The organism is Mycobacterium sp. KBS0706 (genome assembly GCF_005938675.2).
Classification (GTDB): Bacteria; Pseudomonadota; Alphaproteobacteria; order DSM-16000; family Inquilinaceae; genus Inquilinus.
In genome coordinates this window covers 1-25,572 of record NZ_VCCH02000103.1, presented here as the reverse complement: position 1 = coordinate 25,572, position 25,572 = coordinate 1, and the positions used below count along the sequence as shown (strand labels likewise).

The following is a 25,572-nucleotide window of genomic DNA, read 5'->3' as shown; positions in this document are numbered from 1 at the left end:
TGCCGCGGGCTGAGACGAAGACGGTGCACGCCAGGTCGCCCGGGCCGCAGCCGGTCAGGCGGCGGCCGGCGCCGTCGGCCTCGGCGTCGCGCAGCCAGGGGGCGCCCGCCGGCTCGATCAGCGACACGGCGCGCGCCAGAGCGACGTCCAGCCGCTCGGTCTCCTCCGGCTCGGGCCGGTCGACCCGCAGCAGCGAGGAGCGCGACCGGGCCCAGACCGGCGCGGCGCCCGGCGCGGCGGGCTGAACCGTCGACACGGCATCGGCCGCGACCACCCCCTGCCCCGATTCGGACGGGGTGGCCAAAGCGGGCTGGGACGGCACCGGATCGGTGGTCGCCGGCGCCACCGCGGCCACCGGCGCGATCGAGGACGGCGACGCGGCCGCGGTTTCGGCCAGGAGGCCCTCCATCGGCCCCAGCGCGGCGACGACCACGGGCTTCGCCTCGTTCGGCGCGACATCGATCAAGGCCGTGGTGCCGGGCTGTGCCGCCGGAGCGGCGACGGGCGCCACCGGCGCCGTGTCCGCCAGGCCTTCAGCCGCGGCCAGGGGCGGCTCGGTGGTCGCCTGCACCGGCGGGGTGGCCACCGGCAGCCCGGCGGGCGCCGGCAGCGGGTCGACCAGGAGGGCCGGCAGGTCGAGCCGCGCGGCCTCGGCGCCGGGGCCGGGCAGGCTGACCGGCACCAGCACCGGCTCGGCCTCCTGCGGCTCCGGCGCGGGGCGCGTCACCTCCTGCAGGGCGTTGGCCCAGGGATCGAGCGGCGGCTCCGGGTCGGCCAGGTTCGGCACCGCGGCGAAGGCGGAGCCGAAGAAGACCTGCAGCGGGCTGGCGTACGGTGCGGGATCAGGGGCGAGAGTCAACTCGGCCAGGCGCCGCGTCGCGGCGACGGCCGGCTGCGGCCGCACCGCCTCCGCCGGGTCGACCACATGCGCGGGCTCGACCGCGATCCCGGCGAGATCGACGGCGACGACGGGCGGCGATGTCGGCCGCGCGGAATCGATCGCGATCGCGCCGCCGAGGGCGGCAGCCCCGACCAGCGCGATCGACAGAAGAAGAAGGCCCTTCGACGTCATTCCCGGCCTCCCCCTTGTCGACGCGTCGGGCGGGCCCCATCCGGGCACACTCCGTCCGGCGCCGCCGGGAGACGGGGCAACGTTCTGCGCCGACGATCGGGCCCCGGGATGATCGCACCAGATCCGGGAACACCGACCGCCCAAGTGCATTTCATTGCGGTCACGGGGGGCGCGGGTATCATGGCCGGCCCTGCGAGTCCAGACGTACGGAAGGCCACATGTCCTGCAAAACCGCTGAAATCCGCCGTTCCGCCTGGGTTCGCCCGGCCCGTTTTTTCGCTTTTTTTATCGCGATTGCCGCCTTTCCGGCCCTGGCACAGGACAAGCCGGCCGCCGAGTCGCCGTCGAAGGAGGCCATCGACATCGAGCTGAACAAGCTCGAACCCGGCAACAACGGCTGCCGGGCCTTCATGGTCATGCACAACGGCACCAACCGGAGCTACAGCAACCTGCAGCTCGATCTCGTGGTGTTCGATCCGAAGGGCGTCATCGTCGATCAGCTGGCCGTGGACATGGCCCCGCTGAGCGCCGGCAAGACCATGGTCAAGGTGTTCGAGATCGCCGGTCATGATTGCGGGAATTTCGGCCGTGTGCTGCTGAACGATGTGCTGACTTGCAAGGCGGGGGACGCAGCGGTCGAACACTGCATCGATCTATTGGTTCCCACCACGCGGGCTGCGATCGGTTTCATCAAGTAAAGAAGGCCGGATCATGGCGGTCGACCCGCAGATCACGATCATGCTGGAGCGGATCGCCGCTGTTGCCGGGGACACACCGCCGACCGAGCGCCTGTCGCCGGCCGAGGCGCGCCGCGGCATGGCCGCGGTGCTGCCGCTGCTGAACGAGCACGCGCCGGCGGTGGCGCGGGTCGAGGACCGCACGCTGCCCGGCCCGGCCGGGCCGGTCGCCGCACGCTTCTACGATCCCGGGACGGCCGACCCTTCGCCCGCCATCGTCTACATCCATGGCGGCGGCTGGGTGCTGTGCGACCTGGACAGCCATGACGGCGTGTGCCGGGAGCTGGCGCAGCGCTCCGGCCTCAAGGTGGTCAGCATCGGCTACCGGCTGGCGCCGGAGCATCCGTTCCCGGCCCCGCTCGAGGACTGCGTCGCGGCGGTGCGCTGGCTCGCCGCCCAGGGCCGCGACTGGGGCATCGACCCCGGCCGCATGGTGATCGCGGGCGATTCCGCCGGCGCCAACCTGGCGCTTTCCACCCTGCTGGCGCTGCGCGACGCCGGCGAACGGCCGCTGCGCGGGGCGGCGCTGGTCTACGGCGTGTTCGCGCCCGAGCACGACACGCCGTCGCATCTGGCGTATGGCGGCGACAACCGCTATTTCCTGTCCACCGCCGAGATGGAGTGGTTCTGGGGCCATTACGTCCCGGCCGGCACGGACCGGCGCACGCCGCTGGCCGCGCCGCTCTATGCCGATCTCGCCGACCTGCCGCCGCTGTACCTGACCGCGGCGGAATACGACTGCCTGAGGACCGACAGTGAACAGCTTGCCTATCGCCTGGCCGTGGACCGACGGCCGCATGAATTCCGGCTGTGGCGCGGCATGATCCACGCCTGTCTGCACATGGCGGGCAACGTCGAGGCGATGCGCACCGAGATCGATCATCTGGCCGCCTTCCTGCGCCGGCAGGCGACGGCATGAGCCGCCCCCCTCGCCCCCCGAAGCCCGGCGCCGGACGCGCGGGCGGCCCTGGCAAACCCTCGGGCGACGGCAGCGACGAACGACGGCCGCCGCGCGGCCGCGGCCGCGGCCCGAAGCCTGACGCCCGGGCCGAATCCCGCACCGACCATCCGGCCCGTGGCGAGCGCCGCCCGGGCAAGCCGACCCGCGGCAAGGCGTCGGACCATGAGGAAGCCCAAGGCGCACCCCGCCGCACCGCACGCGCTCCCGGCGGCCGTGGTGCCCGGCAGGATGAGCCGGAGGCGACGCCGAAGCGCCGGCCGCCCCGCGCCGGCAAGACGCCGTCCCGTCTCGCCGCCGCGAAGGCCGACGACGAGAAGGCGCCGCGCGGCGGGAAGCGGTCTGGTCCGGCTGCGGCCGGCCGACGGCCCTCGTCCGGCAAGTCGCGCGGCTCGCGGTCGAAAGCGACCACGCCGCAGGAGGCTGCACGCGCCGCCATTCCGGAATGGCTGTGGGACGGCGAGGAGCCGACCGACGAAGCCGCCCCGCGCCGGCGCGGCCGCCCACGCGGTCCGGCGCCGGAGGAGCGCGCCGAGCCGGCCGAGGCACCGGCGCTGCGCCGCCGGACGCGCGGGCCACTGACCTCGTCGCGCCGGATCGGCGCCGATACTGGAACAGCGAAGGCGGTGTCCGCCAAGCCGGGCGAGCGCTGGCGCGAGGAGCGGCGCAAGCGCCCGTCGCCGGAGCCGGACCAGTGCCGTTATGTCGTCTTCCACAAGCCCTATGGCGTGCTGAGCCAGTTCACGCCGGAAGGGCGCTGGCGCGGCCTGAACGAGTTCGGCCTGCCGCCGGGCGTCTATGCTGCCGGGCGGCTGGACGCCGACAGCGAGGGGCTGCTGCTGCTGACCGATGACGGGCCGCTGATCAAGCGCCTGCTGGATCCCAAACACGGTCACCCCCGGACCTATCTGGCCCAGGTCGAGGGCGACCCGGTGGAGGAGGTGCTGACGGCCCTGGCCGGCGGCATCGCCCTGACCGACGGCCCCACCCGCCCCTGCGGGGCGGAGCGGCTGGCGGAGGAGCCCGACCTGCCGCCGCGCGACCCGCCGATCCGGGCCCGCAAGTCGATCCCGACCGCCTGGCTGCGCCTGACCCTGACCGAGGGCCGCAACCGCCAGGTGCGGCGGATGACGGCCGCGGTCGGCCACCCGACGCTGCGCCTGGTCCGCGTCGCCCTCGGCGGGCTCGTTCTCGGCGACCTGCCGCCCGGCGCCTGGAGCACGGTGGAGCGGGAGAAAATCCTGTCCGGCCTGCGCTGATAACGCTAGGATTACTGGAAACTTACGTGAAATTCACGGGTGCGGCCCGCCCGCGGGGGATATCACGGTTGCAGTGGCAGCCGAGGATCCGCCGCGCGGCGGACACACCCGATGAAGCAGAGCACGCGCCGGTTCTGGAAGGACCTCTTCGCCCTCCTGATGCCGTTCTGGCGATCGAAGGAGAAATGGCCGGCGATCGGGCTGCTGGTGGCGGTGCTGGCCCTGACCTTCGGCACCGTCTTCATCAGCGTCCAGTTCAGCTACTGGCGGAACCGCTGGTATACGGCGCTGCAGAACTACGACGCCCCGGCCTTCTGGCATGAGATCCTGATCTTCGCCGGGCTGGCGACCGTCTGGGTCCTGGTCAACGTCTACAACGCCTATCTCAACCAGTGGCTGCAGATCCGCTGGCGCCGCTGGATGACCGATCATCTCATCGGCGAGTGGCTGGGCGACCAAGCCTATTATCGGCAGCAGCTGACCGGCAACCCCACGGACAACCCCGACCAGCGCGTCTCCAGCGACATCCAACTGTTCGTCGGCAACACGCTGAGCCTGGGCATCGGCTTCCTCGGGAACCTGGTCAACCTGCTGTCCTTCATGGCGATCCTCTGGGGCCTGTCCGGCACCCTCACCATCCCGTTGTTCGGCACGGAGATCATGATCCCGCATTTCATGGTCTGGGCCGCGGTCGCCTATGCCGTGATCGGCACCGTGCTGACCCATCTGGTCGGCCGGCCGCTGATCGGGCTGAACTTCCAGCAGCAGAAGCGGGAGGCGGATTTCCGCTTCGGCCTGGTCCGGTTCCGCGAGAACACCGAGGCCATCGCCCTCTATGGCGGCGAGGCCGGGGAGCGGCAGGGCCTGCTGCGGCTGTTCGGCGGCGTCATGGAGAACTATTACGCGCTGATGCGGCGGCAGAAGCTGCTGGGCTTCCTGACCTTCGGCTACGGCCAGGCCTCCGCCGTCTTCCCCGGCATCCTCGCCGCCCCGCAGTACTTCGCCAGGACCTTCGAGCTCGGCGGCTTCATCCAGACAATCCAGGCCTTCGGCAATGTCCAGGATTCCCTGTCCTGGTTCGTCACCGCCTACACCGACCTGACCGAGTGGAAGGCGACCGTGGACCGCCTGACCGGCTTCCGCCGCAGCATCCAGGACGCCCAGGCCCAGGCCAGGGCGACGCAGATCCAGGTGGCGGCCGAGCCGCGTGCCGACCTCGCCGTCGACTCGGTCCAGCTCGCCTTGCCCGACGGCCAGGCGCTGATCGAGGGCCGCGACCTGTCCGTCCGTCCCGGCGACCGGCTGCTGCTGACCGGCCCGTCCGGTGTCGGCAAGTCGACGCTGTTCCGCGCTTTGGCCGGGATCTGGCCCTTCGGCCGGGCACAGATCCGCATCCCGAAGGATGCCAAGGTGCTGTTCCTGCCGCAGCGGCCCTATCTGCCGCTGGGCACGCTGCACGCCGCCGTCGCCTATCCGGCCAAGCCGGAGGAGGTCTCCGCCGAGGCCGCGGCCGAGGCGCTGCGCGCGGTCGATCTCGGCCATCTGGTGCCGGCGCTGGAGCAGGAGGAGTACTGGGCCCGCCGCCTGTCGCCCGGCGAGCAGCAGCGGCTGGCGGTGGCCCGGGCGGTCCTGGCGAAGCCCGGCTGGCTGTTCCTCGACGAGGCGACCAGCGCCCTGGACGAGGCGACCGAGCAGCGGATGTTCGCGCTGCTGCGCGACCGGCTGCCCGGCACCACCTGGCTGACCATCTCGCACGACCCCAAGGTCGCCGCCTTCCACAATCGCCGCTGGCGGATCGAGAAGGAGGGCACCGCGCCCGGACGCCTGGTCGAGGAGCCCGCGGCCGCGGCGGCCTGAGGGAGCCTCTCCCTCTCTTTCATTCCCGTCATCCCGGGCGCGGCGAGGTACGCAGTGATGCGCTGCGGACCCGGGATCTCTTCGACGACGGCTCGAGATCCCGTGTCTGCGCAGCGGCACTCCGCGCCGCAGCGCGCACGGGATGACGACTCTGTGTTTAAGAATTGACTTATTTAAGCTAGTGCTACATAAAAGCCCCATGAACGCCTTTGCCGCCCTCGCCGACCCCACCCGGCTTCGGATCGTCGAGATGCTGGCGGCGGGGGAGCGCAGCGCGGGCGACATCGCCGCCGAGTTCGCGATGAGCGGACCGGCGGTGTCCCAGCACCTCAAGGTGCTGCGCGAGGCCGGGCTGATCACCGTCCGGGCCGAGGCGCAGCGGCGCATCTACACGCTCGATCCCAAGGGGTTCGACGCGCTGGACGAGTGGCTGCGGAGGATCCGCCGCTTCTGGGGCGGCCGGCTGGACGAGCTGGAGCGGCAGCTGCGCGCCGCCCCCGACACAGGAGAGACGTCATGAGCGAGTACGGCACCATCATCGCCCCCGGCGCGGTCCGGTTCGAGCGGCGGCTGCCGGGCCCGATCGAGCGGGTCTGGGCCTATCTGACCGAGTCCGACAAGCGCGGCACCTGGCTCGCCACCGGCGCCGTCGAGCCGCGCGCCGGCGGCCAGGTGGAGCTGCATTTCCTCCATTCCGGGCTGTCGCCGCTGCCGGACGAGATCCCGGCCAAATACAAGTCGCTGGAAAAGGGCGCCGGCTTCACCGCCCGGGTCACGCGCTGGGAGCCGCCGCACCTGCTGAGCCATAGCTGGCCCGAGCCGTCCGGCGGCGAGTCGGAGGTGACATTCGAGCTGTCGCCGCAGGGCGGAGACACCCTGCTGGTGCTGACCCACCGCCGCATCGGGACGGAGCAGATGACGAGCGTCGCCGGCGGCTGGCACACCCATCTCGGCATCCTGGTCGACCGCATGAACGGTCGGGTGCCGCAGCCCTTCTTCCTCACCCATGGCCGGCTGGAGCGCGAGTACGAGCGCCGGATCGCTTCGGCCCGACCGTCCCCGAACGCAGGAGACCTGACATGACCGCGACCTTCGCCGGCGGCCGCAACATCGCGCTGAAGGTGCCGCCGCACCAATACGACGCCACCGTTCGCTTCTATCGCGACGTGATCGGCCTGAAGCCGCTGGACAACCACCCGCCGGCAGTCGGCTTCGAGTTCGGCGCCAATCAGTTGTGGATCGACCGCGTCGACGCCCTGAGCCAGGCCGAGCTGTGGCTGGAAATCGTGGCCGACGACGTGCCGCAGGCGGCCGGGCATTTCGCCGCCGCCGGCGTCGCCCGCCGCGACGAGATCGAGCGCCTGCCCGACGGCTTCGACGGCTTCTGGATCTCCGACCCCGCCGCGATCATCCACATCGTCACGGCGAAGAGCAGCCAGTATTGAGGGCCGGCTTGCCGCCGGATCCGCCGGCGCAGCCCCCTCACCCTCCCGTCGCCTGCGGCGCCGGGCCCCACCCTCTCCCCGAGGAGAGGGATTCTTCACCTCTCCTCGGGGAGAGGTCGAAATCGCGTAGCGATTTCGGGTGAGGGGGCGGCGCCGGCCCATCCGCTCAAGCGCCCCTCTCTCACCCTCCCTTCGGCTCCGTGGTCAGCGGCAGCAGCCTCGCATGCGATGCCTCCAGCAGCCGCACCATCGCCACCGCCGCCGCTTCCGGTTCTCGCCCGATGATCGCGGTGCGCACCGCATCGTGCAGCGCCACGTCCTCGCTCGGCCGGGTGGCGTGGCGCTGCAGCATCTCGGACGATACCCGCAGCGCCGACTTCACCGCCGCGCCGATGGTCACGAACAGGCCGTTATGCGAGGCGGTGATGATGGCCAGGTGGAACTCCAGCGCCGCCTCGGACGACGCCTTCACCGGCTGCTTCTCGTCATAGGCGCGGGCCAGCTGGTGAAAGTGGCGCTCGATCGCGGCGTGGTCGTCGGCCGTGCCGTCGCGCGCCGCCAGGTGGGACGCCCGCGGCTCGAAGCACATCCGCATCTCGAAGATGTCCTCGACGATCTTGGCGTCGAACTGCGCCTGCAGCCGCCACGCCAGCACGTCGCGGTCCAGGAGGTTCCACTCGCCGAAGGGCAGCACCCGGGTGCCGGTCTTCGGCGACACCTCGATCAGCCGCTTGCCCGCCAGGCTCTTGATCGCCTCGCGCAGGGTGGTCCGGCTGACGCCGTAGGTCTGGCACAGCTCGCTCTCGATCGGCAGCGAATCGTGAGGCCGGAACTCGCCGGACACGATGCGCATCCCCAGGCTGTTCGACACCTGGGCGCTCATCGTCCCGACCAGGACCATCTCACGTTCCAGCATCAGACCGTCTCCACCCGTGTCCCCTTTTATCGAATAGGCCGGGGAAGGGCCGGTTGACAAAAGCCGTCGATCACCCCGATGATCGAATCATATGATAATACCATTGGGGAGGAAATGGGTGGCCGACATCGAGATCCGGGATGTCAGCAAGCGCTTCGGGCCGGTCACGGTGTTCGACGGCCTGTCGCTGTCGGTCGAGTCGGGCGAGTTCATGGTCTTCCTGGGACCGTCCGGCTGCGGCAAGTCCACCCTGCTGCGCATGATCGCGGGGCTGGAGAGCGTCGATGGCGGCGAGATCCGCATCGCCGGCACCCGGGTCGACACCCTGCCGCCGGGCGCCCGCCGGGTGGCGATGGTGTTCCAGCACTACGCCCTGTATCCCCATATGACGATCTTCGAGAACATGGCGTTCGGGCTGCGCAACATCGGCCTGAAGCAGCCGGAGATCGAGCAGCGCGTCCAGGGCGCCGCCCGCACGCTGGAGATCGAGGAGCTGCTGCAGCGCAAGCCGGGCCAGCTGTCCGGCGGCCAGCGCCAGCGCGTCGCCATCGGCCGCGCCATCGTCAAGGAGCCCCGCGCCTTCCTGTTCGACGAGCCGCTGTCGAACCTGGACGCGGCGCTGCGCGTGCGCACCCGGGTCGAGCTGGCGCGGCTGCACCGGCGGCTGCGCGCCACCATGATCTTCGTCACCCATGACCAGGTCGAGGCCATGACGCTGGCCGACCGGATCGTGGTGATGAACGAGGGCCGGATCGAGCAGGTCGGCACGCCGATGGAGATCTACACCCGGCCGGCCACCAAATTCGTCGCCCGCTTCGTCGGCGTGCCGGCGATGACCTTCCTGGACGCCACCGTGATCGGCGAGCAGGGCGGCGCCGTGCTGCGCCTGCCGGACGGGACCGAGCTGCGCACCCCGGTGCCGGCCGACGGGCTGCCAGCGCATCAGCCGATCACGCTGGGCCTCAGGGCCGAGGCGGTGCGGATCGACGGCCAGGGCAGCACCCTCGGCACGGTCGAGGTGGTCGAGCGGCTGGGCGACCGCACCCATCTCCATGTCCGGCTGCAGGACGGGTCGACCCTGATCGCCGAGGATGCGGGCTTAAGCGGCGTCGCGGTCGAGGACCGGGTCGCCCTGCGCATCGACCCCGCCGCCGTCCACCTGTTCGGCGCCGACGGCGTCGGCCGCCACGCCGCGGCGTGAGGAGGGGATGGTGACCGCCACCGCCACCGGCCGCAGCATCGAACGGACCCGCCGCCTGGGCGGCGCCCGGGTCGGGCCGGACTGGCGCAATGTCGGCTTCGTGCTGCCGTTCCTGATCGTCTATCTGGTGCTGCTGGTCTGGCCGCTGTTCGACGGCATCTGGATCAGCCTGCAGAAGTTCGACATGTTCGACGGCACCGGCGCCTATGCCGGCCTGGCCAACTACAAGCGGCTGTTCGCCGACAAGATCTTCCTCGGCGCGGTCTGGAACACGGCGTTGTTCGTGCTGATGACCGTGCCGGCCTTCGTCGCCATCGGCCTGGTCCTGGCCCTGGCGCTGAACCGGCCGACCCGCATGGCCGCGGCGCTGCGCGCCACCTTCTTCGCCACCTCGGTGCTGTCGGTCACCATCGTCACCATCGTCTGGAAGATGATGTACCTGCCGGACCGCGGCCTGCTGACCAATGTCCTGGGCGCGTTCGGCCAGGCGCCGATCCCGATCCTGAGCGACCCGAGCCTGGCCCTGCCCGGCATCGCCGTGGCCACGGTGTGGTGGGGCATCGGCCTGCCGATGATGCTGTTCCTGGCGGCGCTGCAGCAGATCCCGCGCGAGCTGTACGAGGCCGCGGCGCTGGACAGCGCCGGCCGCTGGCGGTCGTTCCGGCACATCACCCTGCCCTCGATCCGGCGGACCGTGGTGCTCGTGGCCGTGATCGAGATCGTCTACCAGTTCCAGCTGTTCGGGCAGTCCTACCTCTTGACCCGGGGCGGGCCGAACAACGCCTCACGCCCGATCGTGCAGTTCATCTACGAGCAGGGCTTCCGCAACTGGGACCTGGGCTACGCCGCCGCTGCGTCCGAGGTGCTGTTCGGGCTGATGCTGATCGCCGCCATGGCGCAGTACCTGCTGACCCGCCGGAGGGCCGAGGGATGACCGCCATCACCGCAGCCCAGCCGCGGCAGGGCATGGTCGGCCGCAGCCTCGGCGACCGGCTGATCCTGTGGGCCGTCATCCTGCTCGCCGTGATCTGGGTGGTGCCGGTGGCCTGGATCACCGGCCTGTCGTTCAAGCCGAACAGCGAGCTGATGACCGACACCGGCACGCTGTTCCGGGCGCCCTACACGTTGAAGAACTACACCGACATCCTCGCCAATTCCGGCGTGTTCCGCTGGGTGCTGAACAGCGTGGTCGTGTCGCTGGGCCAGACCGCCGGCGTGCTGGTGCTGGCGTCCCTCGCCGGCTACGGCTTCGCCCGCGCCCAGTTCCCCGGCCGCGGCGTGGTCTTCGCGCTGGTGCTGATCGGCCTGGCCGTGCCGGAGCAGGCGGTGATCATCGCCCGCTTCCAGATGTTCAACGACCTGAAGATCCACAACTCCTATCTCGGGCTGATCCTGCCGCATCTGTCGGCGCCCTTCGGCGTCTTCCTGATGACCCAGTACTTCAAGGCGATCCCGCGGGAGCTGGACGAGGCGGCCCTCTTGGACAACGCCTCACGCTTCAAGACCTTCTGGCGGGTGCTACTGCCGCTGACCGTGCCGGCCCAGGCGACGCTGGGGATCTTCACCTTCCTCAGCTCCTGGAACGACTACCTGTGGCCGCTGATCTCGGCGACCAAGCCGGAGATGTTCACCCTGACGGTCGGCCTGGCCTCGACTCAGACCAACTTCGCCCAGTCCGAAGGCCTGGGCTACCTGATGGCGCAGTCGGTCTTCGCCGGGCTGCCCGTGCTGATCGTCTACCTGTTCTTCCAGAAATACATCGTCACGGCCGTCGCCGGCGCCGCCGTCCGCTGAGGCGTGCGGCAGAAACGGCCGGAACCAAGGAGGGAGAGCCATGAGAAGCCGCTTTGCTTTGGCCCTGGCGGGGCTGGTCCTGGCCGGGGGTCCCGCCTGGGCGCAGGACAAGACCGAGATCTCGCTGTCGCGCTTCTTCGGCGCCTGCGAGGCCGACTATGCCGATGTCACCGACGTCTCGAAGGCACATGGCGAGTGCGGCATCATCACGGCGCTGATCAACAAGTTCAACGCCGAGAGCCCGGACGTCCATGTCAAGGTCGACATCGTCGAATGGCCCGGCTACGACCAGCTGACCGCCCGGCTGCGCTCGGACGACCCGCCGACCATCTCGGTGATGCATGAGGCGGTGATCAGCGACTACGCCTCGCGCGACCTGCTGGAACCGCTGGACGAGGACTTCAAGGCGGCCGGCATCGACGTCTCCGACTTCACCGAGGCGGCCAAGACCGGCGTGACCAAGGACGGCAAGATCTACGCCCTGCCCTTCGACACCCACACCTGGCTGTGGCACATCAACCTGAACCTGTTCAAGCAGGCCGGGCTCGTGTCCGACGACGGCAAGCCGATCCTGCCGAAATCGCCGGAGGAGCTGCTGGCCCAGGCCAAGCAGTTCAAGGAGAAGACCGGCAAGCCCTATTTCGTCCAGGCGACGGTGAACGAGCAGGCGAACTACGCCCGCACCCTCTACACCCTCCTGTATCAGCAGAACGCCGACTTTTTCGCCGACCCGACCCAGATCAAGCTGCAGACGCCCGAGGCCCGCAACGCGGTGGAGCTGTTCAAGACCATCTACCAGAACGGCGACACCACCAAGGACCAGGACTACGCGGCGGCCACGGCCGGCTTCTCCCAGGGCGACGGCGGCGTCTACATCATGGGCACCTGGCTGATCGACAGCTACAACGAGGAGGCGGCCAAGCCCGGCGGCGCGCTGAGCAACGGCTACTATATCGTGCCCTTCCCGCAGCTCTACGGCAACGCCAAGGTCTGGGCCGACGGCCACAGCTGGGTGGTGCCCAAGGCCGGCCTCGACGACGCCAAGCGTAAGGCCGCGGTCAAGGTGCTGAAGTTCCTGTGGGACAACGACTTCGAATGGGCCCGGACCGGCCATCTGCCGGTGCGCACCTCCGTGGCGACGTCCCAGGCCTTCCTCGACCTGCCGCACCGCAAGGACATCGTCAGCCTGACCAAGGACGGCACCGCCCTGCCCCAGGCGGTGAAGCGCCAGTTCGGGCTGCAGGAGATCCTGACCGAGGAGTTCAACGCCGCGGCGCAGAACCAGAAGACCGTCGACCAGGCCCTGGCCGATGCCGAGAGCCGCGTCAACGAGCTGCTGGCCAACGCCAAGTGATCCACTCCGGCCGCGCCCCGGGGCGCGGCCGCTTCTTCCACTCCCCCACCGAGACCGCCGACCCATGATCTCCGCACGGCTGACCGTCGACCGCGACTTCGTCCTCTCCGACCTCGACCGCCGCGTCTTCGGCGCCTTCGTCGAGCATATGGGCCGCTGCGTCTATGGCGGCATCTTCGAGCCCGGCCACCCGACCGCCGACGCCCGCGGCTTCCGCGGCGACGTGCTGGAGCTGACCCGCGAGCTCGGGCCCACCATCATCCGCTACCCCGGCGGCAACTTCCTCTCGGGCTACGACTGGGAGGACGGGGTCGGGCCGGTGGAGCAGCGGCCGGTGCGGCGCGACCTGGCCTGGTTCTCGACCGAGACCAACCGCTTCGGCACCAACGAGTTCATCGACTGGGCCCGCGCCGCCGGGATCGAGCCGATGCTGGGCGTCAATCTCGGCACCCGCGGGCCGGACGAGGCGCGCCGCTTCCTCGAATACTGCAACCATGCCGGCGGCTCGGCCCTGTCCGACCTGCGCCGGTCGCACGGCCATGAGGCGCCGCACGACGTCAAGTTCTGGTGCCTGGGCAACGAGATGGACGGGCCCTGGCAGATCGGCGCCAAGACCGCCGAGGAGTACGGCCGGGCGGCGCTGGAGACGGCCAAGGTGATGCGCTGGGTCGACCCCACCATCCAGTTGGCCGCCTGCGGCTCGTCCCACCGCAACATGGCAACCTACGGCGCCTGGGAATACGAGGTACTGGACCACTGCTACGACCAGGTCGACTTCATCTCGCTGCACACCTACTTCAACAACAACGCCGATTCGGCGCCGGAGTATTTCGGCGTGATCGAGCTGATGGACGCCTTCATCAAGGAGGTGGCGGCGATCTGCGACGCGGTCGGGGCCAAGCGCCGGTCGCGCAAGAAGATCATGCTGTCCTTCGACGAGTGGAACGTCTGGTATAAGACCCACAAGATCGAGCACATGCGCAAGCCGGGCTGGCCCGAGGCGCCGCATCTGATCGAGGAGATCTACAACGCCGAGGACGCGCTGATCGTCGGCGGCGCGCTGATCGCCCTGATGAACAACGCCGACCGGGTGAAGACCGCCTGCATCGCCCAGCTGGTCAACGTCATCGGCCCGATCATGACCGAGACCGGCGGCGCCGCCTGGCGCCAGACCATCTTCCACCCCTTCGCCCTGGCCGCCCGGCACGGCCATGGCCGGGTGCTGCAGGCCAAGGTCGAATCGCCGGGCTATGCCGCCCAGTCCTGGCCGGAGATCCCGTATCTCTACGCCACCGTGGTCGACAACCCGGCCGACGGCACCACCACGGTCTTCGCCCTCAACCGCAGCCTGTCCGACCCGATGGACCTGGACGTCACGCTGCGCGGCCTGGGCGCCGACCGGCGGCTGGTGGAGGCGACCGAGATCCACCACGCCAACCTGAAGGCGGTGAACACCAAGGAGGCGCCGGACACGGTGGCGCCGGCGTCGAATGCCGACGTCTCGGTCGATGGCGAGCGGCTGCGGGCGAAGCTGAAGCCTGCCAGCTGGAACGTGATCGTGACCCAGGCGGCGCCGCGGGCGTAGCCTGGGCCGGACGGGGCCGCGACTCTCGGCTTGACGCCGGGCGTGCGGCCCCTTATACGAACGCCCTCGTCCCGGCAGCGATGCCGGGCAATTGTTTTTGACCGTGTTTCGAGGATAGACCGATGGCGCGACGCTGCCAGGTGGCCGGCAAGGGCGTGATGAGTGGCAACAATGTCAGCCACGCCAAGAACAGGACCCGCCGGCGCTTCCTGCCGAACCTGCAGACCACCTCGCTGGTCTCGGAGGTTCTCGGCGTGTCGGTGCGCCTGCGCCTGACCACCAACGGCATCCGCACCATCGAGCATCGCGGCGGCCTCGACGGCTACCTCGCCGGCGCCCCGGACTCGGCCCTGGACGCCGAGCTGCGCGGCCTGAAGCACCGCATCATCAAGGCCCAGGCTGCCGCCCAGGCCGCCTGATCGCTCCGCGCAGCGGCCGCCCTGCGGTCGCGCGAAGGACTGGAGAAAGCCCGCCCACACGGTCGCGGGCTTTTTTCGTTTCCGGCGATTGCAGGCAGGCTTGCGTTCCCTTAACGTTCGCCTCCATTCACTGGGGGAAGAACTATGGGGATCACGCTCTATTCCGGGCCGCTGAGCCTGTTCTCGCGCAAGGTCGAGATCGCCCTGGCCGAGAAGGGTCTGGCGCATGAACGGATCATGGTGCCCTTCACCCAGACCGAGGGCTATCGGCCGAAGCACCCGGCGGTGCTGGCCGCCAACCCCAAGGGCCAGGTGCCGGTGCTCGTCGACGGCGGCCTGACCCTGTTCGATTCGACCGTGATCCTCGACTATCTCGAGGACGCCTATCCGACGCCCCCGCTCTTGCCGCGCAACGCCCCCGGCCGCGCCCGCTGCCGCCTGGCGGAGCTGGAGGCCGACGAGATCGTGATGCCGGATGTCCGGCCGCTGATGCATCGCAGCGAGCCGCCCGACCCGGCCCGGCGCGAGGCGCAGGAGGCCGGCGCCCGCAGGGCCGAGGACGCGCTGCGCGGCCATTGGCGCCGGCTGGTCGACAGGCTGGCCGGCCGCGCCTTCCTGTTCGATGCGCTGACCGTCGCCGACATCGCCCTGTTCATGACCGTGCTGTTCGCGCTGCGGCTGCATGGGCCGCGGCTGGACGGGTTCCCGGCCCTGGCTGCCTGGTACGAAGGCCTATCCGCCCGCCCGGCCTTCGCCAAGGTCCTGGCCGAGGTCGCCGCCGCCGACCGGGAACTGTCGCCGTCGCTCTTCAACCGATAGGCCGGCTCGCCCCCTCACCCGAAATCGCTACGCGATTTCGACCTCTCCCCAAGGAGAGGTATAGGGGCCCTGCTCTGTTTGCTCTCCTTGGGGAGGGGGCGGCCGCGCCGCCGTCGCCCTACCGCCCCCGCCACACCGGCTTGCGCTTCTCGGCGAAGGCGCGGGCGCCTTCCAGCTGGTCGTCGCTGTCGTAGAGCGTCGCCACGGTCGGGAATCCGCGGCGCATCACCCGGGCCAGCGCCGCCTGCACCGGCATCGCCTCGCTCTCCCGCGCCACCTCCTTGATCGCGGCGAAGACCAGCGGCGGGCCGTCGGCCAGGTGCCGGGCCAGGACGCGGACGCGGTCCATCAGCTCCGCCGCCGGCACCACCTGGTTCACCAGGCCCCAGCGCGCCGCCTCCGCCGCCTCCATCCAGCGGCCGGTGTAGAGCAGGTCCATCGCCACATGGTACGGGATGCGGCGCGGCAGCTTGATCGTCGCCGCATCGGCCAGGGTGCCGGCATTGATCTCGGGCAGCGCGAACCGGACATGATCGGCCGCCAGGATCAGGTCGCAGGACAGCGCCAGCTCGAACCCGCCGCCGACCGCCATGCCGTTGACCGCGGCGATCACCGGCTTGTTCAGGCCCGGCAGCTCCTGCAGCCCGGCGAAGCCGCCGATGCCGTAATCCTCATCCGGCCGGATGCCCTCGGCCGCCACGGCCTTCAGGTCCCAGCCGGCGGAGAAGAAGCGGTCGCCGCCGCCGGTGACGATGGCAACGCGCAGCGCCGGATCGTCGCGGAACCCGGCGAAGACCTCGCCCATGCGGCGGCTGGTGGCGGCGTCGATCGCATTCGCCTTCGGCCGGTCCAGCACCACCTCGAGCACGGCGCCGGCGCGGGTGACGCGCAGCGGATCATCGGTCATCGGCTTCCTCCACCACTCGCAGCAGGACATCCGCGGCCACGGCGCCGCTGGGCGTTACCATCAGGGGATTCACGTCGAGCTCGGCCAGCCAGCCGGCCTCGGCCAGGGCGAAATCCTGGATCGCCAGCACGGCGTCGACCGCGGCGTCGAGATCGCCCGGTGGCCGGCCGCGATGGCCGTCGAGCAGCTTCGCCACCTTGAGCGAGCGGATCGCCGCCGCGACCTTCGCCCGCCCGGCCGGCAGCAGCAGGATCCGGCGGTCGCCGACCAGCTCGACCAGCGTGCCGCCGGAGCCCAGCACGAGATGCAGCCCGAGCAGCGGGTCGCGGCCGATGCCGACGATCAGCTCCGCCACCGCGCCGCCGACCATGCGCTCGACCAGCAGCGCCTCGCCCAGCCCGGCCACGGCCGCGGCGGCGGCGCGCACCGCGGCGGCATCGGCCAGGCTCAGCCGGACGGCGCCGAGCTCGGTCTTGTGCGCGAGGTCGGCGCCGGTGGCCTTGAGCACGACCGGGAAGCCGATCACTTCGGCCGCCGCCACCGCCTCCTCCGCCGACCGCGCCAGCCGCCCCTCCGGAACCGGCACACCCTGCGCGGCGAGGCGGCGCTTACCGTCCCATTCCGACAGGGTGCGGACCGGGCTCGGCGCCAGCGGCACCGGCTCCGCCGGCAGCGGCCCCTCAGCCTCGCGCAAGATGTCGCCTGCCTCCGCCGCCACGGCGATCGCGGCCAGCGCGTCGTCGATGCCGAGCAGCGGCGCGACGCCGGCCGCGACCAGGCGCCGGGCCTGCTCTTCCGGCAGCCCTTCAGGCATCGAGGCGACCAGCGCCGCCTTGCGGTCGGTGCGGTGCGACGCCGCCACCAGCGCCTCCAGCGACGGCACCCAGGCGGCATCGCTGCAGCGGTCGCCGCGCGGCAGATCCAGCACCAGCAAGGTCAGGTCGAAATCCGCCGCCATCATCGCCGAGAAGGTCTCGGTCATGGCCGGGGCGTTGGCCCAGATGAAGGTGTGGTAGTCGAACGGGTTCGACACCGTCACCAGTTCCGACACCGTCGCCGCCACCCGCGCCGTCTGCTCCCGGTCCAGCGGCCGGAAGCGCAGCCCGGTGCCGAGCGCGGCATCGGCGATCAGCGCCGCCTCCCCGCCCGAGCAGCTCATCGACACGATGTCGCGGCCGGGCAGCGGCCCTGCGACATGCAGCAGCTTCAGCGCCTCCAGCAGCACCGTCAGCGAGGCCACGCGCACCACGCCGATGCGGCGCAGGAAGGCGTCGGTCACCGCATCCGCCCCGGCCAGGGAGGCGGTGTGGCTGAGGGTCAGCTGCGCCCCTTCCGCCGACCGGCCGGTCTTCACCGCCAGGATCGGCACGCCCTGCCGCCGCGCCCGCGCCGCCGCCCGGGCCAGAGCGGCCGGTTCGGCCAGGCCCTCGATGTGCAGGCCGATGGCGGTGACGCGCGGGTCGTCGAGGAAGGCCTCGACCATCTCGGCCAGCCCGGCCACCGCCTGGTTGCCCAGGGTGGCGACATAGGCGATCGGCAGGCCGCGGCGCTGCATGGTCAGGTTGATGGCGATGTTGCTGGACTGGGTGACCAGCGCCACGCCGCGCTCCACCCGCTGCCCGCCATGCTGGTCGGGCCACAGCAGCGCGCCGTCGAGATAGTTGATCACGCCGTAGCAGTTCGGGCCGAGCACCGGCATCGCCCCGGCGGCCTCTACGAGCCGGGCCTGGAGTTCGGTGCCCTCCCCGCCGGTCTCGGCGAAGCCGGAAGCGTAGCAGACGGCCCCGCCGGCACCGCGCGCGGCCAGGGCGGCGGTGACCTCGATGACGGCATGGCGGTTGATGCCGAGAAACACGGCGTCGGGCGCGCCCGGCAGCTCGGCGACGCTGCGGAAGGCGGGCAGGCCCTCGACCATGTCGTGCTGCGGATGCACCGGCCAGATCTCGCCGGCGAAGCCCATGCGCCGGCTCTGCCGGATCACCTCCGCCGCCGGCTTGCCGCCGACCACCGCGATCGAGCGCGGGCGGAGGAGGCGGGAGAGGTCGAAGCGTCGAGCCATCACGCCCCCAGCGGCCGCAGCAGATCCCGCGCGATGATGTGGCGCTGGATCTCGCTGGTGCCGTCCCAGATTCGTTCCACCCGCGCGTCGCGCCAGAAGCGCTCGATCGGCAAATCGTCCATCAGCCCCATGCCGCCATGGATCTGCAGCGCCGCGTCGGTGACCCGGCCCAGCATCTCGGAGGCGTAGAGCTTGGCCTGGCTGATCGCGCGGTTGGCGTCCTGGCACTGGTCGATGCGCCAAGCGGCGGACAGGGTCAGCCAGTCGGCCGCGTCGATCTCGGTGATCATGTCGGCCAGCTTGAAGCCGGTGCCCTGGAATCGGCCGATCGGCTGGCCGAACTGCTTGCGCTGGGCGGCATAGGACAAGGCGAGGTCGAAGGCGCGGCGGGCGCGGCCGATGCACATCGCCGCCACGGTCAGGCGGGTGGCGTGCAGCCAGGTGTTGGCCAGGTCGAAGCCCCACCCCTCCTCGCCCAGCATCTGCTCCGCCGGCACCCGGCAGTCGTCGAAGGTCAGCGTCGAATTGTGGTAGCCGCGATGCGAGACGGAATTGTAGCCGGGATAGATCCCGAAGCCCGGCGTGCCGCGGTCGACCAGCAGGCAGGAGATGCGGTTGCGCCCGGCCCCGTCCTCGCCGGTTGCCACGAACAGGATGACGAAATCGGCCACGTCGGCATGGCTGATGAAGTGCTTGGTGCCGTTGATCACCCAGTCGCCGCCGTCGCGGCGGGCACTGCAGCTCATGCCCCGCAGATCGGAGCCGGCGTCGGGCTCGGTCATCGCCAGGGCGTCGACCTTCTCGCCGCGGACGCAGGGCAGAAGGTACCGCTCGCGCTGCTCCGGCGTGCCGGCGCAAAGGATGTTGGAGGGCCGGCCCCAGAACACCGTCAGCGCCATCGCGGCGCGGCCGAGCTCGCGCTCCAAGAGGGTGAAAGTCAGGTGGTCGAGGCCGCCGCCGCCGTATTCCTCCGGGATGTTGGGGGCGTAGAAACCGAGGTCCCGCACCTTGCGCTGGATCTCGCGCCCGACCTCCGGCGCGACATGGCCGCTGCGCTCCACCTCCCGCTCCAGCGGCTGGAGCTCGTGCTCGACGAAGGCGCGCACCGTGTCGACGACCAGTTGCTGCTCGTGGCTGAGCCCGAAATCCATCGCCACCTCCCTGTTTCCGAAGAGGCTATTGCGGCGCGGAGGGGCAGGCGATACGGTTTCGGATCCGGTCGATACGGAATCGGAAGCATGGCCGGGCCGCGGCGGATCGACATCCTGGTGCTGGACGCCTTCTCCAACCTGACCCTGGCGGCGCTGGTCGAGCCGCTGCGGGTCGCCAACCGGATGGCCGGGCGGCGGCTGTTCGACTGGTCGGTGCTGAGCGAGGATGGCGGGCCGGTCACCAGCAGCAGCGGGCTACGGATCGATGCCGATGCGGCGATGGCGGCGGGCGGCGCCGACACGCTGTATGTCGTCGCCAGCTTCGAGGCCGAGGCGCGGGCCACGCCCGGCGTGCGCCGCTTCCTGCGGGCCGCGGCCAGGCGCGGCGCGGTGATCGCCGGGCTGGAATCGGCGCCCTATGTGCTGGCCCTGGCCGGGGTGCTGGACGGCCACCGTGCCACCACCCATTGGGAGGATCTGCGCGACTTCGCCGAGCGCTTCCCGGCCGTCAACGCCGTGCCCGACCGCTTCGTGATCGACCGCCGCCGCATCACCGCCGGCGGGGCGCTGCCGACCTTGGACCTGATGCTGGACCTGCTGCGCCGCGAGCAGGGCTTGAGCCTCGCCCTCGCCGTCTCCAGCACCTTCCTCTACGAGGGCGCGCCGCCGGGCCACGACCCGCAGCACATGGTCGCCGCCGGGCGCCTGGCCTGGCAGGACCCGCTGCTGGTCCGCGCGATCCGGCTGATGGAGGCGAATATCGATGCGCCGCTGCCGGTCGAGGCGATCGCGGCGGAGCTGGGCATCGGCCCGCGCGCCTTGCTGCAGCGCTTCCGCGCCACGCTCGGCACCGGCCCCAAGGCCTATTACGCCGAGCTGCGCCTGACTCTGGCCCGCCGCCTGCTGGAGAACACCGACCGCCCGGTCAACGACATCGCCGCCGATTGCGGCTTCGCCTCCGGCTCCGCCCTCGCCCGCGCCTTCCGCACCCGCTACGGCGTCAACCCGGCCGGGTTCAGGAAGGGAAGCTAGCCTCAGCGCCTGACCACCGGCTCCGTCGAGAATCGCGCCTGGCGGGGGTCGAGCTCGTGGCCCTGCCGCTCGGTCAAGAGGCCGTACAGCTCCGGCCGCCTTCCGCGGATCCAGCGCCGGCCGGTGGCCAGCGGCAGCAGGTCGAGGTCGAGATCGGCCGTCACCATCGCGTCATCGGCCACGCCGGTCTCGGCCAGGATGCGGCCATAGGGGTCCAGCACCATGGCGTTGCCGGTACGCACCTCGCCGTCATCCTCGCCGACGCCGTTGCTGAACAGCAGGAACATGCCGTTGTCATGCGCCCGCGCCGGCAGCCAGCGCATCAGCCAGCCACGGCCCTTCGGCCCGGCGAACTCGGCCTCGATCGCCGCCGGATCCTCATGCCGCCGGTGCCACAGCGCCGGGTCGATCGGCCCCATCGCGTGCGGGCTGCGCGAGGCGCAGCCGCCGGTCTGGTGCGGCGCCAGCAGGATCTCGGCGCCCAGCAGGGCCGTGGCCCGGGCATTCTCCACCAGGTTGTTGTCCCAGCAGATCAGCACGCCCAGCCGCACGCCCCAGGGCGTGTCGAACACGGTGTAGCGGTTGCCGCTGGCGATGTGGTCGCTCTCGAAGGCGTGCAGCTTGCGGTGGCAATGCACCGATCCGTCCGGCAGGCAGACGGCGTAGGAATTGTAGAAGCGGCCGTCGCCGCCCGCCTCGACCAACCCGGCGCCGATCGCCATGCCGTGCTGCACCGCGAGATCGCGCACCGCCTGCACCGACGGCCCGTCCGGCACCGGCTCGGCCAGGGCGGCGATGGCGTCGCGGCCCAGGTTGCGGACATGCCAGTAGCCGGTGATGCACATCTCCGGGAAGGCCAGGATCTTCACACCATGCGCCGCTGCGGCCGCGGTGAAGTGGCGGATGCGGGACAGGTTGTACGGCTTGTCGTCGGCCTGGTGCCGGAACTGGACGGTGGCGGCGCGCAGCAGGGTCATCACGGCCTCGCAGGGTGTCGATGCCGAGACTCTAGCTGCCGCACCGCCTGTGCATGGACTATCATCCCTGCACCATGCCCGATCGAAACCGCACAGCCCTGGACTGGGACGATGTCCGCTACGCCGTCGCTTTGGCGCGGCATGGCAGCCTGTCCGCCACCGCCCGGGCGCTGGGGGTGAACCACGCCACCGTGTCGCGCCGGCTGGACGGGCTGGAGCGGGCACTGGGCCGGCCGATCTTCGACCGCCGCCCCGACGGCTATCGCCCGAACGCGGCGGGCGCCGCGGTGCTGGCCGAGGCCGCGGCGATGGAGGCCGGGGCCCTGGCCCTGCTGCGCCGGGTGGATCGGGCCGAGGATGGCCCGGCCGGGCCGGTGCGGCTGACCACCGCCCGGTCGCTGGCGCTGGGCTTCCTGATCGACCGGCTGGACGGCCTGCGCCGGCGGCATCCGGGCATCGAACTGGAACTGGTGCTGGAGACGCGGATCACCAGCCTGGCCCGGCGCGAGGCCGAGATCGCCCTGCGCCTGGGCCGGCCGGCGGACAGCGCCCTGGTCGGGCGGCGGGTGGCGAGCATCGCCTATCGCGCCTATGCCGCGCCCGCGGTGGCGGCCGAGGCCGCGTCCGGCGGCACCCCACCCCTGATCGGCGACGAGGAGGGAGAATCGGAGGCCGCGTGGCTGGCCCGCCGCCATCCCGGCCGCCCGATCGCCTTCCGCTGCGACAGCCAGATGGCGCAGGCCGCGGCCGCCCGCGCCGGTTGGGGCGTGGCGCTGCTGCCGCGCTTCCTGGGCGACCCGGATCCCGGCTTGGCGCCGATCGTGCTCGACGCCCTGCCGCCGCCGCGCGAGATCTGGCTGCTGATCCGCCCCGATTTGGCCGAGGTGCCGCGGGTGCGGGCGGTGGCCGACGCTCTGGCGGACCTGTTCCGGGAGAACCGGGCCCTGTTCGGCTAGGCCCGGAACGCGCCTCGCAGCAGCGCCGCGGCGACCAGAGCCAGCACGCCCGCCACCGCGACCGGAATCGCCGCCGCCGGCCATCCCGCGGCGTCGACCACGCCGCCGACCGCCACCGGGCCGATCACCTGGCCGAGATTGCTGCCCTGCATGGTCAGGCCGAGCGTCATCGGCCCCAGGCCCGGCTTCGGCGCCACCAGCGCCGCAGCGCCCAGCACCGTGGCCGGCAGCAGCCCGCCAACGCCGGAGAACAGGACGCACAGCAGGAACACCACTGTTGGCAGCAGGGCGAGAGCGAAGACCGCGATGCCGCACAGGGTCATGACCGTGGCGGCGGTGGCGATCAGCATCCAGCGCGCCGCGCCACGGCCGAGCAGCAGGCCGGCGGCCAGGTTGCCCAGCACATTGGCGCCGACCGCGACCGCACTGAGCGCGCCGGCGGCGGCGACGGTCACGCCCATCCGCTCCATCAGCAGCACCGGCAGGAAGCTGGTGAGCGCGAAATAGAGCAGGCTGTACAGCGCGAAGGTGCCGGCCAGCAGCAGCGGCCCGCGCGAGGTCGCGGTCCGCACCGCGTCACGGCCGATCTCCTGCCAGGACTGGCCGCCCGGCACGCGGTCGGGCGCCCGGACCGCGAGGAGCAGCAGCAGGACGAAGGCGCCGGCCAGGATGGCGTTGGCCAGCCAGAACGGCCGCCATCCGGCGAGCACGGCGCCGAGCAGCAGGGCGATCGCCATGCCGGCCGGCATGAAGGCGCTCCAGATGCCAAAGGCGAGGTCGCGATCCGGCGCGGCGACGATGCGCTGCAGCAGCGCCGGCGCCGCGACCACCACCAGCAGGAAGCCGAGCCCTTCGAGCACCCGGGTGCCGAGCAGCAGCGGGAAGCTGCCAGCCATCGAGCCGACGACGCTGCCCACCGCCAGGGCCGCGAGGCCGAGCGCCAGCAGGCGGCGGTCGCCGAACCGGGCCACGGCCGCGCCCGCCGGGATGCCGCCGACCACGCCGAGCAGGGCGAAGACCGACATGATCCAGCCGGCCGCCTCCAGCCCCAGGCCGAATTCGGCGCGCACCGCAGGCAGGGCGATCGCGCCCTTGCCGACCTGCAGCGCCGCGACCACACCGGAGACGACGACCACCGCGACCGCGATCCAGCGAGTCGGTGCCGCCTCGGCCCGCGCGAGCGCTGCGGTCACGCCGCGGACTCCCGGATCGGCGGGCTGGCCTGGATCGCCCGGGTCCAGTGGACCAGGCGCTGCAGCATCCGGGCCAGGATCTCCCGCGTCGGCTCGTCGGTCAGGCGCAGAGCCTCGTCGAACTTCCCGTCGGCGCGGCCGACGAAGATCTCCGGCTGGTTCAGCACATGCAGGCCGGTGGTGATGGCCACGTCGCGCAGATGCAGCTGCGCCCGCACCGTGCCCATCCCGGCCGAGGCGCCGAGCATGGCGACCGGCTTGCCGACCAGCACCGAGGCGCCATGGGGACGCGACGCCCAGTCCAGCGCGTTCTTCAGCGCCGGCGCGATCGAGTAGTTGTACTCCGGCACCGCCAGCAGCAGCGCGTCGGCCGTCTCGATCTTCGCCTTCAGCGCCTGGACCGGCGCGGGGAGGCCCTCGGCTTCGACATCCTCGTTGAAGAAGGGCAGGTCGTGCAGCGGGTGGATCTCCAGCACGGCATCGGCGGGCAGCAGCTCGCCCGCGGCACGCAGCAGCGCCGTGTTCAGCGAGGCCCGGCGCAGGCTGCCGGACAGGCCGAGGATGCGGATCGGGTCGGACATGCGAAGTCCCTTCCAGATGGGTCGGCGCTCGTTCCATGGCGCCGGGTCGATTGGGATTTGGCCCGGAACCGGCGCGATGCCCAATAGCCAGGCTCGTATGCGCCCTATACGATTCCGTATAGCTAGGCCGGATCAAGCTCCGGCGCCCGCGCCTTCAGCTCGGCCACGGCGAAGTCGATGAAGGCGCGGATGCGGGGCGAGTCGCGGAGGTCGGCATGCACCCCCAGCCGCACCGACTGCACCGGGCAGGACACCGGCGTCTCGATCCGCCGCAGCGCCGGGCGCGCATCGCCCAAGAGCCGCGGCAGCGAGGCCATCGCCAGTCCCGTCTCAGCCGCCGCCATCTGCGATCCCAGGCCGCTGGTGCGCGCGATCACCTGCGCCTGCGGTGTGATGTTTTGCAGCCAGACTGCCTGGGTCGACCGGCTGGCGAAGTCATACATGGTGACCACGGCGTGGCCGGCGCAGCCGGCGGCGAAGTCCGGCCGGCCGTGCCGGTCGAGATAGTCCGGCGTGGCGTAGAGGCCGTAGCCGACCTCCGCCACCTTGCGTTCGATCAGATCCTCCTGGGCGAAGGCGGCGAAGCGGAAGGCCAGGTCGGCCTCATGGCGCGACAGGTTGAACATGCGCGGCTCGTTCAGGAGCTCGATCGCCACCAGCGGATGCAACGCGCCGAACCGCGCGGTGATCGGGGCGACGACATGATCGCCGAACCAGTCCAGGCTGGTGACGGTGATGGCGCCCTGCAGACCGGTGTCGCGCGCCGCGATCCGGCGCTCGACCGCCAGCGCCCCTTCCTCCATCCGCTCCAGCCCGTCGACCAGCGCGGCGCAGAGCGGCGTCGGCGACAGGCCGCCGGCCGAGCGCTCGAACAGCTTGACGCCGATCCGCCGCTCCAGCCCGTCGAGCCGCCGGCTGACCGTCGGCTGGGTGGTGCCGAGCTGTCGCGCCGCGGCGCTGAGCGACCCGTGCCGGGCGACGGCGAAGGCGATCTTCAGGTCGTCCCAATCCATGCAACGACTATACGGAACTGCATGGGGGAACGGAAAGCTCTACCCCTAAATTGTCATGCCCGGGCTTGACCCACGGCTGTCCGGTTAAGCTTTTCGGGTTGCAGATCGAGGCGCTGAACTAAACTTCTATTGTCATTGCCGGGCTTGACCCGGCAATCCAGGGGCCACCGAGAGCTGCTCTGGAAAGCCCCTGGATCCTCGGGTCAAGCCCGAGGATGACAATAAATAGAATAGCGATCCAAGATAAACACGCTTCGGTTGCGATTTTTCCCCAACCGGACAGCCGT

General features: G+C 71.1%; 24 protein-coding genes and 1 pseudogene. 16 read left to right on the top strand and 9 right to left on the bottom strand.

Features of this window, described 5'->3' with window-relative positions; all coding sequences use genetic code 11:
• Positions 1-1,072 (bottom strand): annotated as a pseudogene (locus tag FFK22_RS34805) (hypothetical protein); the annotation flags it as partial.
• A gap of 218 nt (positions 1,073-1,290) precedes the next feature.
• On the opposite strand from FFK22_RS34805, the gene FFK22_RS34800 reads away from it, so the two are divergent.
• The 7 genes from FFK22_RS34800 to FFK22_RS34770 all read left to right on the top strand — a co-directional run bounded on the left by FFK22_RS34800 (position 1,291) and on the right by FFK22_RS34770 (position 7,328).
• Complete coding sequence (locus FFK22_RS34800) at positions 1,291-1,770, top strand: hypothetical protein (RefSeq protein WP_138889203.1); 480 nt, start codon at positions 1,291-1,293, stop codon at positions 1,768-1,770.
• Between the two features lie 13 nt (positions 1,771-1,783).
• Positions 1,784-2,728, top strand: a complete 945-nt coding sequence (locus FFK22_RS34795; RefSeq protein WP_138889204.1) for an alpha/beta hydrolase — start codon at positions 1,784-1,786, stop codon at positions 2,726-2,728.
• Complete coding sequence (locus tag FFK22_RS34790) at positions 2,725-4,026, top strand: pseudouridine synthase (RefSeq protein WP_138889205.1); 1,302 nt, start codon at positions 2,725-2,727, stop codon at positions 4,024-4,026. The genes FFK22_RS34795 and FFK22_RS34790 overlap by 4 nt, the downstream gene beginning before the upstream one ends.
• 111 nt (positions 4,027-4,137) lie before the next feature.
• Entirely contained in the window at positions 4,138-5,883 is a 1,746-nt protein-coding gene (locus FFK22_RS34785) for an ABC transporter ATP-binding protein/permease (RefSeq protein ID WP_138889206.1), read from the top strand.
• 199 nt (positions 5,884-6,082) lie between these two features.
• Positions 6,083-6,403: a helix-turn-helix transcriptional regulator gene (locus FFK22_RS34780; protein WP_138889207.1), complete on the top strand. Its 321-nt coding sequence runs from the start codon at positions 6,083-6,085 to the stop codon at positions 6,401-6,403.
• Positions 6,400-6,966 (top strand): SRPBCC family protein, encoded by a 567-nt coding sequence (locus tag FFK22_RS34775; protein WP_138889208.1) that lies wholly within the window; start codon positions 6,400-6,402, stop codon positions 6,964-6,966. Before FFK22_RS34780 ends, FFK22_RS34775 begins: the two co-directional genes overlap by 4 nt.
• Entirely contained in the window at positions 6,963-7,328 is a 366-nt protein-coding gene (locus FFK22_RS34770; RefSeq protein ID WP_138889209.1) for a hypothetical protein, read from the top strand. The genes FFK22_RS34775 and FFK22_RS34770 overlap by 4 nt, the downstream gene beginning before the upstream one ends.
• A 181-nt stretch (positions 7,329-7,509) precedes the next feature.
• Here the strand turns inward: FFK22_RS34770 and FFK22_RS34765 are convergent, their stop codons facing one another.
• On the bottom strand, positions 7,510-8,244 hold the full coding sequence (locus FFK22_RS34765) for a FadR/GntR family transcriptional regulator (RefSeq protein WP_186002826.1): 735 nt from the start codon (positions 8,242-8,244) through the stop codon (positions 7,510-7,512).
• Between the two features lie 118 nt (positions 8,245-8,362).
• Here FFK22_RS34765 and FFK22_RS34760 point away from each other — a divergent pair, with 118 nt between their 5' ends.
• The 7 genes from FFK22_RS34760 (at position 8,363) to FFK22_RS34730 (ending at position 15,416) form a co-directional block, all read left to right on the top strand.
• Entirely contained in the window at positions 8,363-9,445 is a 1,083-nt protein-coding gene (locus tag FFK22_RS34760) for an ABC transporter ATP-binding protein (protein ID WP_221939077.1), read from the top strand.
• Positions 9,446-9,455: 10 nt separating this feature from the next.
• A complete protein-coding gene (locus FFK22_RS34755) occupies positions 9,456-10,379 on the top strand; it encodes a carbohydrate ABC transporter permease (protein ID WP_221939076.1) in 924 nt (307 codons plus the stop codon).
• Entirely contained in the window at positions 10,376-11,239 is an 864-nt protein-coding gene (locus tag FFK22_RS34750) for a carbohydrate ABC transporter permease (RefSeq protein WP_138889212.1), read from the top strand. Before FFK22_RS34755 ends, FFK22_RS34750 begins: the two co-directional genes overlap by 4 nt.
• Positions 11,240-11,279: 40 nt before the next feature.
• Positions 11,280-12,593 (top strand): extracellular solute-binding protein, encoded by a 1,314-nt coding sequence (locus tag FFK22_RS34745; RefSeq protein WP_138889213.1) that lies wholly within the window; start codon positions 11,280-11,282, stop codon positions 12,591-12,593.
• A 64-nt stretch (positions 12,594-12,657) separates the two neighbouring features.
• Complete coding sequence (locus FFK22_RS34740; RefSeq protein ID WP_138889214.1) at positions 12,658-14,178, top strand: alpha-N-arabinofuranosidase; 1,521 nt, start codon at positions 12,658-12,660, stop codon at positions 14,176-14,178.
• A gap of 122 nt (positions 14,179-14,300) precedes the next feature.
• A complete protein-coding gene (gene rpmB / locus FFK22_RS34735; RefSeq protein ID WP_138889215.1) occupies positions 14,301-14,597 on the top strand; it encodes a 50S ribosomal protein L28 in 297 nt (98 codons plus the stop codon).
• Between the two features lie 144 nt (positions 14,598-14,741).
• Positions 14,742-15,416, top strand: coding sequence for a glutathione S-transferase family protein (locus FFK22_RS34730; protein WP_221939075.1), 675 nt, complete (start codon positions 14,742-14,744; stop codon positions 15,414-15,416).
• A gap of 118 nt (positions 15,417-15,534) precedes the next feature.
• On the opposite strand, the gene FFK22_RS34725 is transcribed toward FFK22_RS34730, so the two are convergent.
• From FFK22_RS34725 to FFK22_RS34715, 3 genes are read right to left on the bottom strand one after another with little or no spacing between them, the layout of a single operon-like run.
• The gene (locus FFK22_RS34725; protein ID WP_138889216.1) at positions 15,535-16,323 is read right to left on the bottom strand and encodes a carnitinyl-CoA dehydratase; all 789 of its coding nucleotides are present in this window, start codon (positions 16,321-16,323) and stop codon (positions 15,535-15,537) included.
• On the bottom strand, positions 16,313-18,382 hold the full coding sequence (locus FFK22_RS34720; protein ID WP_138889217.1) for an acetate--CoA ligase family protein: 2,070 nt from the start codon (positions 18,380-18,382) through the stop codon (positions 16,313-16,315). Before FFK22_RS34720 ends, FFK22_RS34725 begins: the two co-directional genes overlap by 11 nt.
• A complete protein-coding gene (locus FFK22_RS34715; protein ID WP_138889218.1) occupies positions 18,382-19,533 on the bottom strand; it encodes an acyl-CoA dehydrogenase family protein in 1,152 nt (383 codons plus the stop codon). The genes FFK22_RS34720 and FFK22_RS34715 overlap by 1 nt, the downstream gene beginning before the upstream one ends.
• 87 nt (positions 19,534-19,620) lie before the next feature.
• Here FFK22_RS34715 and FFK22_RS34710 point away from each other — a divergent pair, with 87 nt between their 5' ends.
• Positions 19,621-20,565, top strand: coding sequence for a GlxA family transcriptional regulator (locus FFK22_RS34710; RefSeq protein WP_186002825.1), 945 nt, complete (start codon positions 19,621-19,623; stop codon positions 20,563-20,565).
• A 2-nt stretch (positions 20,566-20,567) separates the two neighbouring features.
• Here the strand turns inward: FFK22_RS34710 and FFK22_RS34705 are convergent, their stop codons facing one another.
• The gene (locus FFK22_RS34705) at positions 20,568-21,542 is read right to left on the bottom strand and encodes a nitrilase family protein (RefSeq protein ID WP_186002824.1); all 975 of its coding nucleotides are present in this window, start codon (positions 21,540-21,542) and stop codon (positions 20,568-20,570) included.
• A gap of 74 nt (positions 21,543-21,616) precedes the next feature.
• Here FFK22_RS34705 and FFK22_RS34700 point away from each other — a divergent pair, with 74 nt between their 5' ends.
• Positions 21,617-22,498, top strand: a complete 882-nt coding sequence (locus tag FFK22_RS34700) for a LysR family transcriptional regulator (RefSeq protein ID WP_138889221.1) — start codon at positions 21,617-21,619, stop codon at positions 22,496-22,498.
• Here the strand turns inward: FFK22_RS34700 and FFK22_RS34695 are convergent.
• The 3 genes from FFK22_RS34695 to FFK22_RS34685 all read right to left on the bottom strand — a co-directional run bounded on the left by FFK22_RS34695 (position 22,495) and on the right by FFK22_RS34685 (position 25,285).
• Complete coding sequence (locus FFK22_RS34695) at positions 22,495-23,691, bottom strand: MFS transporter (protein ID WP_138889222.1); 1,197 nt, start codon at positions 23,689-23,691, stop codon at positions 22,495-22,497. The genes FFK22_RS34700 and FFK22_RS34695 overlap by 4 nt on opposite strands.
• Positions 23,688-24,272 carry an NADPH-dependent FMN reductase gene (locus FFK22_RS34690; RefSeq protein ID WP_138889223.1) on the bottom strand — a complete coding sequence of 195 codons (585 nt, stop codon included), beginning with the start codon at positions 24,270-24,272 and terminating at the stop codon, positions 23,688-23,690. The genes FFK22_RS34695 and FFK22_RS34690 overlap by 4 nt, the downstream gene beginning before the upstream one ends.
• 122 nt (positions 24,273-24,394) lie before the next feature.
• Positions 24,395-25,285, bottom strand: coding sequence for a LysR family transcriptional regulator (locus FFK22_RS34685; RefSeq protein ID WP_138889224.1), 891 nt, complete (start codon positions 25,283-25,285; stop codon positions 24,395-24,397).
• Positions 25,286-25,572: the final 287 nt, after the last annotated feature.

Excerpts from the sequence above, each read along its gene's own strand:
- FFK22_RS34800 (WP_138889203.1), top strand. The coding sequence starts at position 1,291 with ATGTCCTGCAAAACCGCTGAAATCCGCCGTTCCGCCTGGGTTCGCCCG.
- FFK22_RS34795 (WP_138889204.1), top strand. The coding sequence starts at position 1,784 with ATGGCGGTCGACCCGCAGATCACGATCATGCTGGAGCGGATCGCCGCT.
- FFK22_RS34790 (WP_138889205.1), top strand. The coding sequence starts at position 2,725 with ATGAGCCGCCCCCCTCGCCCCCCGAAGCCCGGCGCCGGACGCGCGGGC.
- FFK22_RS34785 (WP_138889206.1), top strand. The coding sequence starts at position 4,138 with ATGAAGCAGAGCACGCGCCGGTTCTGGAAGGACCTCTTCGCCCTCCTG.
- FFK22_RS34780 (WP_138889207.1), top strand. The coding sequence starts at position 6,083 with ATGAACGCCTTTGCCGCCCTCGCCGACCCCACCCGGCTTCGGATCGTC.
- FFK22_RS34775 (WP_138889208.1), top strand. The coding sequence starts at position 6,400 with ATGAGCGAGTACGGCACCATCATCGCCCCCGGCGCGGTCCGGTTCGAG.
- FFK22_RS34770 (WP_138889209.1), top strand. The coding sequence starts at position 6,963 with ATGACCGCGACCTTCGCCGGCGGCCGCAACATCGCGCTGAAGGTGCCG.
- FFK22_RS34765 (WP_186002826.1), bottom strand. The coding sequence starts at position 8,244 with ATGCTGGAACGTGAGATGGTCCTGGTCGGGACGATGAGCGCCCAGGTG.
- FFK22_RS34750 (WP_138889212.1), top strand. The coding sequence starts at position 10,376 with ATGACCGCCATCACCGCAGCCCAGCCGCGGCAGGGCATGGTCGGCCGC.
- FFK22_RS34745 (WP_138889213.1), top strand. The coding sequence starts at position 11,280 with ATGAGAAGCCGCTTTGCTTTGGCCCTGGCGGGGCTGGTCCTGGCCGGG.
- FFK22_RS34740 (WP_138889214.1), top strand. The coding sequence starts at position 12,658 with ATGATCTCCGCACGGCTGACCGTCGACCGCGACTTCGTCCTCTCCGAC.
- rpmB (WP_138889215.1), top strand. The coding sequence starts at position 14,301 with ATGGCGCGACGCTGCCAGGTGGCCGGCAAGGGCGTGATGAGTGGCAAC.
- FFK22_RS34730 (WP_221939075.1), top strand. The coding sequence starts at position 14,742 with ATGGGGATCACGCTCTATTCCGGGCCGCTGAGCCTGTTCTCGCGCAAG.
- FFK22_RS34725 (WP_138889216.1), bottom strand. The coding sequence starts at position 16,323 with ATGACCGATGATCCGCTGCGCGTCACCCGCGCCGGCGCCGTGCTCGAG.
- FFK22_RS34720 (WP_138889217.1), bottom strand. The coding sequence starts at position 18,382 with ATGGCTCGACGCTTCGACCTCTCCCGCCTCCTCCGCCCGCGCTCGATC.
- FFK22_RS34715 (WP_138889218.1), bottom strand. The coding sequence starts at position 19,533 with ATGGATTTCGGGCTCAGCCACGAGCAGCAACTGGTCGTCGACACGGTG.
- FFK22_RS34710 (WP_186002825.1), top strand. The coding sequence starts at position 19,621 with ATGGCCGGGCCGCGGCGGATCGACATCCTGGTGCTGGACGCCTTCTCC.
- FFK22_RS34705 (WP_186002824.1), bottom strand. The coding sequence starts at position 21,542 with ATGACCCTGCTGCGCGCCGCCACCGTCCAGTTCCGGCACCAGGCCGAC.
- FFK22_RS34700 (WP_138889221.1), top strand. The coding sequence starts at position 21,617 with ATGCCCGATCGAAACCGCACAGCCCTGGACTGGGACGATGTCCGCTAC.
- FFK22_RS34690 (WP_138889223.1), bottom strand. The coding sequence starts at position 24,272 with ATGTCCGACCCGATCCGCATCCTCGGCCTGTCCGGCAGCCTGCGCCGG.
- FFK22_RS34685 (WP_138889224.1), bottom strand. The coding sequence starts at position 25,285 with ATGGATTGGGACGACCTGAAGATCGCCTTCGCCGTCGCCCGGCACGGG.